Source organism: Laspinema sp. D2d (genome assembly GCF_025370755.1).
Taxonomy (GTDB): Bacteria; Cyanobacteriota; Cyanobacteriia; order Cyanobacteriales; family Laspinemataceae; genus Laspinema.
The window spans coordinates 16,256-33,294 of record NZ_JAMXFC010000055.1 but is presented as its reverse complement, the minus strand read 5'-3'; the positions used below and the strand labels follow the sequence as shown (position 1 = coordinate 33,294).

The window sequence follows — 17,039 nt, the reverse complement described above, 5'->3', positions numbered from 1 at the left end:
CTCATTTTTGTCCTACACTCTTTTAACAGTGGCTCCCCTCCTGGTGGGTCAAATTTCGCTTAGTCTAAACTCCAGTGAATCAGCGGATGGCTCAAATGTTGGGTTCTTCTCCCGAGGCGATGCTCGATCGCTCCTTTTTTGACTGGTTTGACCAAGGCGATCGCCCGGAAGGATACCAGACCCTCACCCAACCCTATCCCGGCCATCCCGAACAATGGGATGGGCGATTTCGGCGTCAAGATCAGTCCTTGCTGTGGGCGATCGTCTCCATGAATTCCATTTTTGATGATCAGGGTCAGTTTCAAGGGACCCATCTGATGCTCACCGATGTCAGCGATCGCCAACAAACCCAGGAACGTCTCCAACTCTCTTTAGAAGCGGGAAGAATGGGATTTTGGGATTGGAATCTTCTCACCCATGAAATCGTGAGATCAGACAATTTAGCGGAAATTTACGGCGTGAGTCCGGGTCAGTTACCCGGGACATTCGACGGTTCTTTAAGCCTGATTCATCCCGAGGACCGGGAACGCGTCAAAGCGGCGATCGCCTTGGCCCTGGTCGAAACGAACCCCTACAGCTTAGAATTTCGGATTCAGCCCTCACCGGACGAGATTCGCTGGATCTTGGGCAAAGGACGAGTTTTTAAAGATGGGAATGGGAAAGCCGTCCGAATGATGGGAATTGCGATGGACATCAGCGATCGCAAGCACACTGAAGAATCCCTGCAACAGACTCAACAGCGATTCGAGACCTTTATGAACTATAGCCCCGTCGCCGCCTACTTTAAAGACGAAGCGGGACGCTATCTATACGTTAATCCCATGCTAGAACGGCTATGGCACCGCCCCCAGGCAGGATGGGTCGGTCAAACCGATACGGACCTCTTTCCCCAGGCGATCGCCCAGGAACTCCAAGCCCATGATGCCACCGTCTTAGCCACCGACCAACCCCAGGAATTTTTAGAAACTGCCGAACACCCCGACGGGAAGCATTACTGGATTTCCTGGAAATTTCCCATGCGCGAACCCTCGGGAAGACGTTTGCTGGCGGGAATTTCCCTAGATATCACCGATCGCAAGCGCACCCAGGAAGAACGGGACCTGCTGCTGGCGGACCTGGAATCCCAACAACAACTCCTGAGTGCAGTATTGCAGCAAATGCCTGCCGGGGCGATCGTTGCGGAAGCCCCCTCCGGGCAGATAGTCTTGATGAATCAGCAAGTGCGAGAAATTTTAGGCATTTCCCTAACGCCCCTGATCACGATCCCGGATTATCTCCATACTTCCTACCAAATTTTTCACCCAGATGGTCAACCCTATCACCCCGCCGCCTTACCCTTAACGCGATCCATCTCCACCGGAGAGGTTGTCGTTGAAGAAGAAATGCAAATTCAACGGGCCGATGGGACCTGGGTTACCGTCCTCGCCAACTCTGGCCCGATTCGCAACGCTGAGGGCAAAATTGTCGCCGCTGTGGTGACCTTTTATGACATCACTGCACAAAAACAGGCCCAAGCTGAAATCAACCGCTATGCCGATGTTGTCAAAAATATTCAAGTTGGCTTAACCGTTTGGCAACTCAACCCAGGAGAGGAACCCCCTTCCTTTGAGTTAATTAGTGCCAATCCTGCCGCCAGTCAACTGGCCGGAAAAGATTTAACCCGGGCCGTAGGAATGCGGATTGAGACTTTATTTCCCCATCTGGTGAAAACCTCACGAATTGTCGAATTACAAGAAGTTTTAAAGAGTTCATCGGCGCGGGATTTTCCCGAAGTCATCTATAGCGACGATGCCGGAAAGGAACGGTATTGTTCCTTAAAAGCTTTTCCCTTGCCCAGCCGCTATCTTGGGTTAGCCTATGAAGATATCACCGATCGCAAACAGGCTCAATTTGCCTTACTCGAAAGTGAACAACGGTTTCGGATAATGGCGGATGCTGCGCCGGTTTATATTTGGTTAGCGGGTACTGATCAGCAATGTTATTACTTTAATCAACCTTGGTTGGAATTTACCGGCAGGACTTTAGAAGAAGAAATCGGCAAGGGTTGGGTCGATGGAGTTCATCCCGATGACCTGGAATTTTGCCTTAATACTTATCATCAAGCCTTTGATCTTCGCCAACCCTTTGAGATGGAATATCGCCTGCGCCGGTATGATGGGGAATACCGCTGGGTTTTAGATCGGGCCGTGCCTCGGTTTTCCCATGATGGCCGATTTGAGGGATATGTCGGGTCTTGTATTGATATTAGCGATCGCAAAATTTACGAGAGTGAAATTAAGCGCCTCAATGCCAGTCTGGAACGCCGGGTAAGCGATCGCACTGCCCAACTGGAAGCCGCCAATCAGGAACTCGAATCCTTTGCTTATTCCGTGTCCCATGATTTGCGTGCACCCCTGCGACATATTAGCGGATTTGTGAACTTACTCCGCAAACGGATCGAACCTTCTCTGGATGAAAATAGTCAGCGCTATCTGGATATTATTGTCAAAAGTACCCACCAAGCCGAAGAGTTGATTGATAATTTGTTAGCTTTTTCGCGGATGGCCCGTGCTCAAATGCGCTTCATCAAAGTGGATATGAATCAACTGGTGAAAGAGGTGCGCCAGACTTTGGAAATACAAAGTGGCGATCGGCAAATTATCTGGGAGATTGCCTCATTGCCCACGGTGAAAGGGGAACCTACGATGTTAAGATTAGTATTCCAAAATCTCCTGGATAATGCCATTAAATATACCCAAAGACAGCAACCGGCTGAAATCACCGTCGGTTTTAATGAAAGTGACCTCGAATTTATCTTTTTTGTGCGAGATAATGGCATTGGATTTGATATGCGCTACGCTCACAAACTCTTTGGAGTTTTTCAACGCTTGCATAGCAATCCTGATTTTGTAGGCACTGGCATCGGACTCGCCAATGTGCGCCGAATTATCCATCGTCATGGAGGCCGCACTTGGGCCGAAGGTGAGGTAGATTTGGGTGCAACCTTTTATTTTTCTCTGCCTAAAGCACCGGAACCCGAACAATTGGAATCCGCCTCTAATCTACTGGGGTCAACCTCATCCTAGTCGGGTTATATCATGTCCAGTGAAACCATTTTGATCAGGAGAGAAACTTGGATTCTTGCCTGAAGTTAGGGAAGGGGCAATCGTTATTAATGGTATTGTAGAAACCCGGTTTCTTGCACCCACAGCGAGAGAAACCGGGTTTTGGGTGAAAAGGAGCAACCCCTCCAACCCGAGTAAATTTGAGAGAATACCCCTAATCGATCGCCCCAAACCCTTGGCAATAGCCGAATCGGACTTAGGAAATGACTTGGGGGAAGGTTTCCCATTTTATATAATAAACCACAATCCTTGATTATTGTTATCCCAGGAAAATGAGATAAAATTCGAGCGTCATATACGACTTAAACTCATTATGAACAAGGGAGAACAAAGGATGGACATCAAACGCATTTTACTGGTAGAAGATAATGCCAATGATATAGAGCTAATTTTGACGGGACTGGCCGACAATAACCTAGCCAATGAAGTGATCGTTGTGCGGGATGGGGAAGAAGCGCTAGATTATTTGTTTCGTCGGGGTATCTTTAGATTGAGGCGAGAAGGACATCCCATCCTGGTGATGCTCGACCTCAAACTGCCCAAAATCGATGGACTGGAAGTGCTGGCACAAATGAAGTCTAAGACGGATTTGCGGCAGATTCCCGTCGTGATTTTGACCGCTTCTCGGGAAGAATCGGACCTCATTAGCAGCTACAATCTAGGGGTGAATGGCTATGTCATCAAACCCTTAGACTTTCATGAGTTTGTGGATGCCATCAAAAGCCTAGGACTATTCTGGGCCGTAGTCAATCAACCGCCTCCAGGCTCTTTGCCTGCTGTAGTGCGAGAATGAGTCACCTAACTAAACATCAAGATGGACGGTTAAAGTGCTGCATATCCTACTGCTAGAAGACAGTCTGCTGGATGCAGAGCTGATTGAGGCCCACTTGCAGGAGAGTGGTCTCAATGTGGCCTTGAAGCGGGTAGACACCTGCGAAGCCTTCCAAGATGCTCTGGAAAACGGGTCGTTTGACGTGATTTTGGCTGATTATTCCCTCCCCTCTTTCGATGGATTTTCCGCCCTGAAAATGGCCCAACTGAGATCTCCGGACCTCCCTTTTATCTTTGTGTCAGCGACGTTGGGGGAGGAAGTGGCCCTGGAGACTCTGAAAAGTGGGGCCACGGATTATGTTCTCAAGCAGCGGTTAGAACGACTGGTTCCCTCGGTGCAACGCGCGATTCGAGAGGCGACAGAACATCGCGATCGCCTGAAGGCAGAAGCGGCCCTGCAAGAGAGCGATCGCCGGTTTAGAATGGCCCTGAAAAATTCATTTATCTGCATTTTTCAACAAGACCGGGACCTGAAATACCAATGGATTCATAATCCCCAGGGACCCCAAACCGCCGAGGAAATTGTCGGAGAAACGGACTACTTTTTATTTTCCGAAGCGGATGCCGACTACCTCAGCGCCCTTAAACGAGAGGTGATTGCCACGGGAGCGCCCACTCGGGTTGAAGTCTCCGTCACTGTTTGGGGAGAAATCCGCGACTACGACTTGATATTAGAACCTGTATTGGATGAGAAACCGAATCAGGACCCCCCCCAGGTGGTCGCCCTGATGGGGACTGCCTTGAATATCACCGAACGGAAGCGATCGGAACGAGAACTGTATCGTCGGGAACAACAATTTCGAGCCTTAGCGGAAAATGCACCAGATATTATCGCCCGCTTTGATCGACAACTGCGCCACATTTACATCAACCCGGCGATCGAAAAAGCGACGGGAATCCCTCCGGAAAAGTTTATCGGCAAAACCAATGCGGATTTAGGATTTCCAGAAGAAATGTATTTACAGTGGTCCGAACATTTAAAACAGATTTTTGGTAAGGGCGAACCGGGTTTTCTGGAATTTACTTTTCCATCCGCAAGCGGAACCCGAACGTATCAATCCCAGGCGGTTCCAGAATTTGACTTAGAGGGTAAGGTTGAGTCTTTACTCTGCATTAGTCGGGATGTGACGGAAAGCAAAAAAGCTGAACAAGTGCTGAGAGAAAGTGAGGCGCGGTTCCGCCGGTTGATGGATTCCAATACCATTGGCATGGGATTCTGGCATGGGGATTGCGTGACGGTTGCCAATGATGCTTTTTTGGAAATGCTGGGGTATTCCCAAGAGGAACTGCAAAAGGAACCGTTGAATTGGCGCAGGATTACCCCCTCGGAATATTTACATCTGGATCAAAGTGCCAATGAGCAAGCCCGTCAAATGGGCTATACCGAACCCTTTGAAAAGGAATTTTTTCACAAAAATGGTACTCGAATTCCGGTGATTTTGGGAGGGGCAATTTTTGATAATAATGCGGAGGCGGGGGTATTTTTTACCCTAGATTTGACCGATCGCAAACGGATGGAAGAAGCCCTACAGCAACAAGCAGAGGCGTTAGAACGGGCGAATCAGGTCAAGGATGAGTTTTTAGCGGTCCTCTCCCACGAGTTGCGATCGCCCCTGAATGCAATTCTCGGCTGGTCCCAATTACTGCTGGCGCGCAAATTTGACGAAGCGACGACACGCCGTGCGTTAGAGACGATCGAGCGCAATGCACGATTTCAAACCCAACTGATTGAGGATTTGCTGGATGTCTCCCGCATCCTGCGTGGCAAGCTGACGCTGAAAATCACCCGAGTGAATTTGGCATCCCCCATCTGTGCGGCGATCGAAAGTTTGCGGCTGGCGATCGAAGCTAAATGCCTTCAACTGGACTATTCCCTAGATCCCACGGTCCCCCCGGTGATGGGAGACTCCAGCCGCTTGCAGCAAGTGGTATGGAATCTGCTGTCTAATGCGGTGAAATTTACTGAACCTGGGGGTCAAGTTATCCTGCACCTTAAGCAACAGGATCGATGGGTGATGCTGCAAGTCCAAGATACAGGAGTCGGCATTCTACCGGAATTTCTCCCCCATTTATTTGAATATTTCCGCCAAGCGGATGCCTCTAGTACCCGCAATCATGGGGGACTGGGGATTGGATTAGGACTGGTGCGCCATCTGGTGGAACTGCATGGGGGAACCGTTAGTGCAGAAAGTCCAGGAGTGGGACAGGGGGCGACTTTTACGGTGAAACTCCCGGCGATCGCCCTCAAACTGGATACCGAAACCCCACTCCCACCGTCTTTTCCCAAGCGGGAACTCGCTGGAGTGCGGGTCCTAGTCGTCGATGATGATGACGACTCCTTGGAGTTTATGCAGTTGGTGTTAGAACAGTCGGGGTGTCAAGTCCGGGCGATCGCCTCCACCATTGAAGCCCTCGCCGTGTTTTCCGAGTGGCAACCGGATCTGGTGATTAGTGATATTGCCATGCCAGAAGAGGATGGGTATAGTTTTATCCGCAAAATCCGGGCAATGGAGAGGAATGCCGGGGGACAAATTCCGGCTGTTGCTCTAACCGCTTATGCCCGAGAAGAAGACCGCAATGCCGCATTTTTAGCCGGATTTCAAGAGCATTTAACGAAACCCATCGACCCCAAAGCATTAATGGCGGCGATCGAATTGTTAACCCGCCCTGGTGAGTAATTTTAGATGGGGGAGATGGGGAGATGGGGAGATGGGGAGATGGGGGAGATGGGGAGATGGGGGAGGTGGGGAGGATGGGGGAGATGGGGAGGATTGGGAGGATGGGGGAGATTGGGGAGATTGGGGAGATGGGGAAAGAATTTATTAGGAGTCATGAGGATGTTGTTGTGTATCAAATGTCGTTTGAGGCGGCAATGAGGATTTTTGAATTATCAAGGAGCTTTCCGGTAGAAGAACGGTACTCTCTGACGGACCAAATCCGGCGTTCTTCACGTTCTGTCTGTGCAAATTTAGCTGAAGCTTGGCGAAAAAGGAGATATAAAGCAGCTTTTCTTGCTAAACTTAGCGATTGCGAAGCAGAGGCAGCCGAAACTCAGGTTTGGTTGAAATTTGCCGTCAAATGCCACTATTTAGAGATAGAGCAAGGAAGAGAACTCTACAAAATCTACAATCAAGTTCTAAGCGGATTAGTTAATATGATTAACAATCCCAATCCCTGGCTCATCAACAAGTAAACCAACTCCCAATCTTCCCCATCTCCCCCATCTCCCCCATCCTCCCCATCCTCCCCATCCTCCCCATCTCCCCCATCCTCCCCATCTCCCCCATCTTCCCCGTCTCTTAATGAGAGAGTTTCTCTAAGAAAATCTGGCGATCGTCGCGGTAAATGACTTTGAGTTTTTCCTGAAACACTGTCATGAAGGCATCAATCCCTCGTCCGGTATTACAGTGGGGGCGATCGGGAAATTCAAAGTGGTAGTCATCAAAAATAATCATGCCGCCTTCTTTGATGAGTCCCCAACTTAATACCGCATCTTGAAGGACATCAATCGCAAAATGAGAGCCATCAATATACACAATATGATAGGAATTTAACGGGAGCGATCGCAATACTTCTTGGGACAATCCTACCCGTTTCTCGACTTTGTGTTTGGCTCCACTTTTTTCGATATTTCCGTCAAATCTCTCTTCTACAGATTTCTGTACCGTCGGGTCATTCTTTTTACTCTCTACGACCCCTTCAAAATTATCAATACAGGTAATCCGGGCGGTTTCATGGGTCAGAATATTATCGAGCAACCAACAACTCGCCATGCCTTCAAAACACCCCACTTCTACGACTCTCAAGTTAGGCATATTCGCATATTTCCGAAAATTCTGCTCCCAAATGGGCATGACTCCAGTAAAACAGTCAGCGCTGACGTTATAACCTTTTTGAGCAAAGTGGAGGGTATAGGGAATCGTCGAAAGTTTTTTCTGGAGAACTTCGTTATTCGGTTTAAATTCTAAGGCTTTTTTTAAGGCAGTTTCGGCTTGATAAACTTTTTCTACATCACTGGTAAATAAGCCTTGATAGTACAGGGACATCCCAAGGTTATAATGAGCATGACTTGACCTAGGCTGAAGTTCTACCATTTTCTGGGCAGCATTGGCGGCTTGGGCATATTTGCAATTCGCCCAACTTTTTTCAATGACTCGCTGGTAAATGGTTCTGAGCACTTCCTGAGCTTGGGGGGTATAAATAGCTCCTAAAATATAACGAGCTGAACCATATTCTGGATGTTGGGGGGGGATTTGATTTAAAAGTTCAACCGCTTCACTCAATTTACCTTGGGCCAAAAATGCCATGCCTAGGGGGTAAGTGATGGAAATTTCGGGAACGAGTTCTTGGGCTTTCCAAAAGCAAAGAATCGCGTCTTGGAATTCTCCATAGTCGCAATGTTTTATCCCTTTATTTCGATAATAATTCCCATAGGTTTGTTTGAGGCTAATGTTCTGGTTCCAGTTGGGATGGTTTAAGAGGTTTTGGTTTAAAGCCGCTTCTAATAGGTCGAGGGATTTAACATGAAAAATTTGGCCTTCGGCGAGTTGGCGTAAGACTTCGATGAGCAGGGGTTGGTTGAGGTTAGCTAAGTTAGAGGAGGGGAGTAATTGGGCGGTTGTGATTAATCGTTCGGTGAGGGTTGAATCTAGGATGCCGAGATGCAGATAAAGTTGCAGACGGGCGAGATGGTTATTGATATCATTGGGAGCGATCGCACTGATGCGATCGCGCAAGACTAAGGCGCTTTGCCAGTCTCTAACTGATTCTCTCTGGGTGGCGATCGCCAAGAAAAGCTCATAAAGCTGCTGTCGCCACTGTTGAACTTGAGGCGGTGTTCCCTGGGACAATACCGCATTCCAGCAATGTTCGGCTTCGGGTTGCTTTCCTTGCAATAACAAGGCAATCCCTAAATACCAGTAATTTAAAATTACCTGGGGCTGCGCTTGAATGTTTTGTCGGCAAAGGGCCACAGCACCCTCATAGTCCTGTTTCGCTAAATATTCCGTAACCATCGGTTGGACTTGCATGATTTCTATTCTGGTCTGTTTTTAATCAAGGGTTCAGATTTAAACGATCACAGTTCCCCCATTCCCTAGGGATGTTTTGGAGGTCCTTTTAAGGAAAAACGGTGTTCTAGTCGATTCAGGAAACACCCCCTCCGAAACATGGCCTCGGTGAATTCTGGGGAATTCTCTAGGATACAAAAGAATCCCCAAGAATACAAAAAGAAACCGGGTTTTTTGCAAAACCCGGTGGATTCCAAAGCTGAATCAGCCTTTACAAATGTTCCTGCAAGAATTTATCCAATCTATCCAACCCCTTCTCAATGGTGGGTAAATCAGTGGCATAAGATAAGCGGATGCAGTCATCATCCCCGAAGGCAATTCCTGGAATGGCAGCAACCTGGTGAGATTCCAGTAAGGCATCACAGAATTTCAGGGATTTCATTCCGGTTTTAGCGATATTCAAAAACACATAAAAGGCACCGTCGGGTTCGGGACAACTGATGCCGGACATCCCCCGAATTTGTTCCAAAACCGCTATCCGGCGCAGGGCAAAGGCTTGGAGCATTTCTTGGACACAATCTTGCTCAGATTCCAAGGCGGCGATCGCTCCATATTGGGCAAAGGTACAGACATTGGAGGTACTGTGACTTTGAATGGTGCTGGTTGCCTTAATCAGTTCCTCATTCCCTGCCAGATACCCAATCCGCCACCCCGTCATTGAGTAGGCTTTGGCGAACCCGTTACTGATAATCGTGCGTTTGAAGACTTCTTCGGAAACCTCGCCGATACTCAAATGTTGGGCGTCATTATAGAGGATTTTCTCGTAAATCTCGTCGGAAACCACTAAAATATCCTGTTCAACCACCACAGTCGCTAAGGCGCGAATCTCGTCGGGAGAATACACCATTCCTGTGGGATTAGAGGGGGAATTGAGAATAAACAGCTTGGTTTTCGGGGTACAAGCGCTGCGCAGTTGGTCTGGGGTAATTTTATACCCACTGTCGGCAGTGGTGGAGACAATCACCGGGATACCCCCGGCTAAGGTGACCATTTCTGGATAACTCAACCAGAAGGGCGCTGGGATAATTACCTCATCCCCGGGGTCGATGAGGGCCAGCATGAGGTTAAAGAGAGAATGCTTGCCGCCATTGGTGACGATAACATTTTTTGCGGAATAGTCGAGGTGATTATCGGTTTTGAGCTTGTGGGCGATCGCTTCTCTTAGCTGGGGTTCACCGGCGGCGGGTCCATATTTGGTCTTCCCGGCATTCAAGGCTTTTTCTGCCGCCATTTTGATATGGTTTGGCGTATCAAAATCCGGTTCCCCTGCACTAAAACTACAAACATCTATCCCATCGGCTTTCATCGCCTTAGCTTTGGCGGCGATTGCCAAGGTCAGGGATGGCGTTACCTGTCCAACTCTTGCTGCCAGCTTCATTTGCCTACTTCAACTGAGAATAAATTTAAGGATATGCTTCAAAGCTCAGAATATCCTACTCTACCCACTCTCAAGCAAGGATGTCAGGCGATCGTGACATCGCCGGACCGCTCAACCTCTTGAAGGGTATGAAATAATTTGACCCTTTCGGTAAAGGGTTGGGGGATGGCTTAAGGTCCGAAAATTCACCCCCCAGCCCTGACCCGGTTGTTAATCACGGCAGTTCCCACCCCTGGAGCGAAGTTAGGTTATCCCTGGCAGAAAGACCTCCAGAATGAATCAATCCGGCACTTGTAAGGATGTCATCGGGGTTGGGAACGCTCCGGAGTGGGTTGAGGTGGGGTCTAAGGCTCATGGGGATTTTGTGGGCGTATTTGCGGGAGACTCTGCCTAGACTGGTGGCAATGGCGTTACAGACTGAGGCGATCGCAAATTTAATAGTAGACTTCTTGCAAAATTCTTTAAAGCCGATTGGCGTTTTTAAGGGGGGTTAGGGGGATCAATCCAGATTTTTGCCAGAAGTCTCATGTCACTTTTAATTGGGGAAACTGCTATAATCCAAGGCTGATTTTTCTATTAAAACCCCCTCTTTTTGCCGCAACTGTAGCAACTTTTAGTCTATTTTTATCTAAAATTGAATTAGCTTATTTTATGTCATTAGATAGAAGGCATTCCCCCAATGGCTCACCTAAAATTGACTTTATTACCCAGGGTAAGCTCGTACAATTGGAGGATATTTTGTCTGGGTATTAAGTCTAACTCAAGGAAGGTTAAGAGTGCTTAAGCTGTTCCGACTTTAAATGGGATATTCGGAGGGAGCAAGATGCTTACACTCCAACGGGATGATAAATTTATCCTCTCCAATTTAGACCGGCAGTAGCTTATGAAGCTCACTGTAAAAATCATGGCTCGAAATCTGGAACCAACCGGGGCAATCAATAAATTAATTCCTGATAAAATTGCTAATCTGGAACAAATTTACTCGCCTATTGCAAGCTGCCGAGAGGCCGTTGAAACCCCCCAGGATTGCCTGAGTAGAACCTCTGGCTATGGGGTTTATATTGGGTTTACTTCCATATCACCGCTGCTCTATCCAACCCTTAGACCTTTTGCAAAATAACCGATCGCTCCCCTTCCCGTCCCCCTTAACCCGGGATAACCCCGAGGAATCAATGTTGATCTCACAGGGGAAGCCAGAGGAATCAATGTTTAAGGAATAAGGAGCTTAAGACTATTCGGCCAAAAGTCTAGGGAAGGAGCAATCCCCTTGGGGATGACTTTCCGAAAAATAGTTCCCTGGATTGAGAAGCCCTCGGAAGATAAATCACGCATCAAATAAAAACAGTAAAAGATAAATCAGGAGAAGATAATGAGTTTACTTGTACAAAAACGTGCAATTGGTGTATTTGAAGATAGCCAAAGCACAGAAAATGCCTTAAAGGCCCTCCGTGAGGCTGGGTTCTCAATGGATAACATTTTAGTTGCTACCCAAGATAATATCCCCCCAGAAATGGAGAGTCCCGATAGTGAATTTTTGGAGAATCGCACCGTTGAAGGCTTAGGAAAGGGGGTCATGAATGGAACAGTTTTCGGGGCGATCGCCGGTTTATTTAGTGGCCTCACTACCTTATTTCTCCCGGGACTCGGCCCAATTTCCGTGGTGGGTCCAGTCGCGGCGATCGCCGGTTTGACCGCAGCAGGCAGCTTTTATGGGGCGCTCGGGGGTGCGATCGTGGGGACGATTGCGGGAGACAAATTGACCGAAGGTCAGGCCAATATTTATCATCAACATTTGACCCAAGGACATTATTTAGTGCGCCTAGAAGGGACGGAGGAAGAAATTACTCAAGCGGAATCCATTTTGAGGCAGCATGGAATTCAAGAATGGCAACTGTATGAATCCACCGACCATTAAGGATTTTTTAGATTTATTCCGCATTTATTAGCCCAATTTTTGTTCCCTTTTTTGTTCCTACAGGGTGAGAAAATTCAGGGTTTTTAGATCTATCAAAGGTTGAATAAATCCAGGTAAACTCCTCTCGTAATCTCCCTCATTTGATAGAGGATAACCTCTCAAAGTTGCCTCACCATGTTAAGTACATTGAAGAGAGCTTAAATTCAACGGAGAATATCCAATGAGCAGCACAAAGATAAATAATATCAAGAAAATCCTCGGCGTAAGTGCCGCCGTATCTTTAGGCGCAACGGTACTTCCCGCGACTTCTATCGCTGTCCCAGAGGGTGCGTCCCTTGACCTCGCACAAGCTCAAATCGCGCAATCCCCAGCTTGCCGTGCAGTCGATGCAGACCCGGGTCTCAACATTCGGGCCCAACCTGGGGGAGAAATCATCGGGAGTGTCGAGAATAACAACCTGGTTGCTCTGGAAAACCCCAGCCCCCAAGGTCAAGACTGGGTAGAGATTCAAGCCCCCATGAATGGCTATGTGGCAGCCACTTATTTAAACTACTGTTCAGAAGCAGCCGCGCAACAGCAACCTATCGCCAGAGTTGACCAGCAAGGCACAATGAGTCAACAATCCTCACAAACCCAACCGGCTCAAACGGGTCAACCGATGGATCAAGCGATGAACCAACCGGCTCAAACGGGTCAACCGATGGATCAAGCGATGAACCAACCGGCTCAAACGGGTCAACCAATGGATCAAGCGATGAACCAACCGGCTCAAATAGGTCAACCGATGGATCAAGCGATGAACCAACCGGCTCAAACGGGTCAACCGACGGATCAAACGGCTCAAATGGAGCAACCGATGTACCAACAGGGCCAGACTCCACAGGCGATGAACCAGATGGAAGGTGAGAGTTGTCGGGCAATCAGTTCAAATGAGGGACTAAACGTGCGATCGCAACCCGAGGTGGGGAGTGAAGTCATTACCACCTTACCCGATGCCACCCAGGTGCAAATTCAAAATCCTGGTGAAGATGGATGGGTGCCGATTTCAGAACCGATTCAAGGGTATGTGGCCGCTGAAAATCTCATCATGTGCGGTCAATAGAGGTCCCTATTAAGTTCTCTGATGAAATATAACTCAACTCGGGGAAAGGACAGGTATAAATCTCGACGGTGATCTCATCCTTTCTCCCCCCGACCCTTAGGGCTGAACGCTCACATCGCGATCGCCTTCTGGCAAATTACCCCTTTCTCGTACCAGAAAGGGGTAATTTGCCGTACTTGCCTAGAGCTTCCCAGAAAGGGTCAAAAACCCCGTTCCTTGCCCCTAAACCCTCAAACAATCCCCGCATCCTAGTCCAGAAGGAGCAAACCGCCTACTATAGTTAAGAACCATTCACTAAATTTGAATCTAAACCTTATGAAAATTGCGATCGCGGGTGCGACAGGATTCGTTGGCAGTCGATTAGTGGAGAGACTCCAACAAGCGGGTGATCAAGTCTTGATCTTAACCCGCAATCCGGCCAAAGCCAAGCGCGTCTTTCCCGATGCCGCCTTCCCCAATTTAGAAATCGTTGCCTATACCCCCACCGAATCTGGTCCCTGGCAACAAGCACTCAGCGGGTGTGATGGGGTGGTGAATCTCGCCGGTACTCCCATCGCCGATGAACGCTGGACCCCGGAACGCAAACAGGAGATTCTCAACAGTCGCAAACTCGGCACCCGCAAAATTGTCGAGGCGATCGCCTCGGCCAATCCTAAACCCTCCGTCCTCGTCAATGCTTCCGCCATTGGATACTACGGGACCAGCGAAACCGCCACCTTTGACGAAACCAGCACCTCGGGTAACGATTTTCTCGCCCAAGTCTGTCAGGAGTGGGAAAAGGAGGCACAGGAGGTTAAACAATCCGGGACCCGGTTGGCGATTATTCGCAGCGGCATCGTCGTCGGCAATGGGGGGGCGATCGCCAAAATGCTCACACCCTTTCGACTCCTCGCCGGAGGCCCTCTAGGCAGCGGTCATCAATGGTTTTCCTGGATTCATCGCGAAGATCTGGTAAACCTGATTCTCTTCACCTTACAACGGTCCGATATCCAAGGCGTCCTCAACGGAACCGCCCCCAACCCCGTTCGTATGAACGAATTATGTCATATTCTCGGACAAGTCCTCCATCGTCCCTCCTGGTTACCCGTCCCTGATTTTGCCCTTCACCTTATCCTCGGGGAGGCAGCACAAGTCGTCCTAGAAGGACAGCAAGTGCTACCCAAACGCCCCCAAGAATATGGCTTCGACTACCGCTATCCCACCGTAAAACCCGCCCTAGAAGAAGTTGTATCTCACGGGTAAGAAGAAGTTGTATCTCACGGGTAACCGGAAGGATAACAACAAAAGCTAAAATTTGTCCCCTGTTGGTAGTAATAACGACTGAAGTCGTTATCAATGTTCGTCGGATCTCTCAAGACTGAAGCAAGTTTTGAGAATCTACCCTAAATAATGTAGAGGCAAGAACGCGAATCGCCTCTACATTATTTAGGGTTTAATGTTAAAGAGTGCATAAGTCCTGAAACTGTAAAAGGTAACGACCTATGATTGTAGCAAAAGAGCACACCCCACAGCTTACCCCAGAAGAATACTTTGCCTGGGAAGAACAGCAGCTAGAAAAACATGAACTGATTGACGGTCAAGTTTACGCCATGACTGGCGGTAGCGTTAATCATAGCCGCCTTGCCATTCGATTGACGGCTATGTTTGATGCCCATTTAAACGTAAGTCGTTGCATCATAGGTAACTCAGACCTGAGAGTTAATATTGTTGACACCAAAAACTATACCTATCCAGATGCCAGCGTCACTTGTGACGATCGCGATAAAACCACCTCCCAATACATCACCTACCCCTGTCTCATCGTGGAAGTCCTCTCCAATAGCACCGAAGCTTACGACAGAGGCGGCAAATTCCGAATGTATCGCCAAAACCCCGCTTTAATTGATTACCTATTAGTCAGTTCCACCCGCATTGAAATGGACTTATATCACAAAAATGACGCAGGAGATTGGTTGATTATTAACTACAAAGCAGGCGACACAATTGAACTCAAAAGCATTAACTTAAGTTTCCCGATTGAACAAGTCTATCGCGGTCTTGATCTAACCCTAGAAACCCAAACTTGAGATAAAATGATTACCCTCCAGGAACTAACCCCAGACATCAGAGAACAGAGTAGAGCAATTGCCGTCCAACCTGGATCGGATACAATTTATGTCCCCCAAAAAAATGTGGCTGTACCTGAATTCAGGACAGCCGCCCAAGCTTATTCTGTGTAGAATGTGAAGTTTTCTTAACTTCAAACTAATCTAGGGCGTCCCCTAATTCGGGGTCCGCTTCCAAATTATCCGGATCGACATAGTGGCAAGAATTTTCGACGCAAATCAGCGCCCAGCCAGAATCTTCAATCCCCATTAGTTTATAAGAGGCTTCTTGAACAAAAAATCCTTTATGATTACGGGTCTCGGGTTTGACAGTAACGTTATCCATAGTCATTTCTACTCAACTCCTTGTTTAAAATGCAGATTTGCGATTACCCTCTTGCTAAAGGTTTATCGCTAAGTTCATCAAATCTTATCATTAAAATAACACTTTTTTTATTAAGTTTTTCAAAAAAATATGAACAAATATAAATACTCATTGGGGCCGGGGTTTAGATCACTTGAGGTTGTTTACCTAAACTTAGGGATACAGAACAAAAGTGCTCAATTACAGTGACATTTCCGTTCCAGTTCGGGCCGATCGCCAGGGGTTAGGGGAAATCTTAAAACTTTGTTAAAACTTGAATGAGAATGGTCCAGGGGTTGGACCCTCAAAGGGTTCTGGCCCTTTCTAGGGGTCACGGGCTTACCCAGAGTGGTCCTCAATTTGTCCGGAGAATAATAACCGTGGTAATGAGTCCGAAGGCGGGGGAGTCCAGGACAATCCAAAGTGGGAACTATTGGAGTCACAGGGGTGATCACGGACTTGAGTCACAAGACTCTGATTTCATGTTAAACCTAAAATTAAGATCGTGCAGGAGAGGGGATGGAATAACTCATGAAGAGGCCATTATTAACACCAATAATCCGAGAGAATCAGGTCGGGGCGATCGCACCCGGGCAAACCCTGACCCATCAAGTATTAACACTCATCATCCGAGGGAGTCAAGTCGGGGCGATCGCCCTCTTCCAGACCCTGAGTGCGGCCCTAACCCTCGCACAACCTCAACCCCCGGTAGAAACCACTAGCTTTTTCTGCGGGACTGTTGAGGGAATTCCCGCTACAATGGCGCGGACCCCTAACGGGGAAATGCCGATGGTGATTTGGGATAAAAATGCCATCAAAGACCCGGAGATTAACGCGCAACAACAGTGTGAGGAAGTCTCCACCCGCTTTCAAACCTACTATGACGAGGGAACCCTCAACTATATCACCAGTGGGATTATGAACGGTGAACTGGTCGCCTGTGTTGCGCCGGGAGAAAATGAACCTTGTAGCGGGATGTTGTTTCCCCTTAGTGGCGGTAGCAATCCCCGAGGAATGTTACAACGAATGTTCCGAATTCGGGTAGCATCCGCCGGACCGATCGCCGAAACGACTAATCGCCTGTACATCCGTTTTGATAAGTATTTAAACGGGGAATATCCCCAACTCCCGGCATTGGGAAGTCGGACTCCCCCGGTTCCCCGTCGAGACGTTCCGCAATAACGGTGAGGTA

At 48.2% G+C, this 17,039-nt stretch carries 13 protein-coding genes; 10 read left to right on the top strand and 3 right to left on the bottom strand.

Going from position 1 to position 17,039, the window contains the following annotated elements; translation table 11 throughout:
- Positions 1-86: 86 nt before the first annotated feature.
- From NG796_RS24585 to NG796_RS24570, 4 genes are all read left to right on the top strand, one after another.
- Entirely contained in the window at positions 87-3,065 is a 2,979-nt protein-coding gene (locus tag NG796_RS24585; RefSeq protein WP_261209937.1) for a PAS domain S-box protein, read from the top strand.
- 373 nt (positions 3,066-3,438) lie between these two features.
- Entirely contained in the window at positions 3,439-3,897 is a 459-nt protein-coding gene (locus NG796_RS24580; RefSeq protein WP_261209936.1) for a response regulator, read from the top strand.
- A 34-nt stretch (positions 3,898-3,931) separates the two neighbouring features.
- Complete coding sequence (locus tag NG796_RS24575; RefSeq protein WP_261209934.1) at positions 3,932-6,613, top strand: response regulator; 2,682 nt, start codon at positions 3,932-3,934, stop codon at positions 6,611-6,613.
- Between the two features lie 128 nt (positions 6,614-6,741).
- On the top strand, positions 6,742-7,128 hold the full coding sequence (locus NG796_RS24570) for a four helix bundle protein (protein WP_261209933.1): 387 nt from the start codon (positions 6,742-6,744) through the stop codon (positions 7,126-7,128).
- A gap of 106 nt (positions 7,129-7,234) precedes the next feature.
- Here the strand turns inward: NG796_RS24570 and NG796_RS24565 are convergent, their stop codons facing one another.
- On the bottom strand, positions 7,235-8,965 hold the full coding sequence (locus NG796_RS24565; RefSeq protein WP_261209931.1) for a class I SAM-dependent methyltransferase: 1,731 nt from the start codon (positions 8,963-8,965) through the stop codon (positions 7,235-7,237).
- Positions 8,966-9,215: 250 nt separating this feature from the next.
- On the bottom strand, positions 9,216-10,382 hold the full coding sequence (locus tag NG796_RS24560; protein ID WP_261209930.1) for a pyridoxal phosphate-dependent aminotransferase: 1,167 nt from the start codon (positions 10,380-10,382) through the stop codon (positions 9,216-9,218).
- 353 nt (positions 10,383-10,735) lie between these two features.
- Here NG796_RS24560 and NG796_RS24555 point away from each other — a divergent pair, with 353 nt between their 5' ends.
- The 5 genes from NG796_RS24555 to NG796_RS24535 all read left to right on the top strand — a co-directional run bounded on the left by NG796_RS24555 (position 10,736) and on the right by NG796_RS24535 (position 15,465).
- Positions 10,736-10,876, top strand: coding sequence for a hypothetical protein (locus tag NG796_RS24555; protein ID WP_261209928.1), 141 nt, complete (start codon positions 10,736-10,738; stop codon positions 10,874-10,876).
- A gap of 875 nt (positions 10,877-11,751) precedes the next feature.
- On the top strand, positions 11,752-12,297 hold the full coding sequence (locus tag NG796_RS24550; protein ID WP_261209926.1) for a general stress protein: 546 nt from the start codon (positions 11,752-11,754) through the stop codon (positions 12,295-12,297).
- 220 nt (positions 12,298-12,517) lie between these two features.
- Positions 12,518-13,399 carry an SH3 domain-containing protein gene (locus NG796_RS24545; protein ID WP_261209924.1) on the top strand — a complete coding sequence of 294 codons (882 nt, stop codon included), beginning with the start codon at positions 12,518-12,520 and terminating at the stop codon, positions 13,397-13,399.
- Between the two features lie 315 nt (positions 13,400-13,714).
- Positions 13,715-14,641: a TIGR01777 family oxidoreductase gene (locus tag NG796_RS24540; protein ID WP_261209922.1), complete on the top strand. Its 927-nt coding sequence runs from the start codon at positions 13,715-13,717 to the stop codon at positions 14,639-14,641.
- 239 nt (positions 14,642-14,880) lie between these two features.
- Entirely contained in the window at positions 14,881-15,465 is a 585-nt protein-coding gene (locus NG796_RS24535; protein ID WP_261209920.1) for a Uma2 family endonuclease, read from the top strand.
- Positions 15,466-15,643: 178 nt separating this feature from the next.
- Here NG796_RS24535 and NG796_RS24530 read toward each other — a convergent pair whose 3' ends face one another.
- Positions 15,644-15,835 carry a hypothetical protein gene (locus tag NG796_RS24530; RefSeq protein WP_015147765.1) on the bottom strand — a complete coding sequence of 64 codons (192 nt, stop codon included), beginning with the start codon at positions 15,833-15,835 and terminating at the stop codon, positions 15,644-15,646.
- A 543-nt stretch (positions 15,836-16,378) separates the two neighbouring features.
- Here NG796_RS24530 and NG796_RS24525 point away from each other — a divergent pair.
- The gene (locus NG796_RS24525) at positions 16,379-17,029 is read left to right on the top strand and encodes a COP23 domain-containing protein (RefSeq protein ID WP_261209919.1); all 651 of its coding nucleotides are present in this window, start codon (positions 16,379-16,381) and stop codon (positions 17,027-17,029) included.
- Positions 17,030-17,039: the final 10 nt, after the last annotated feature.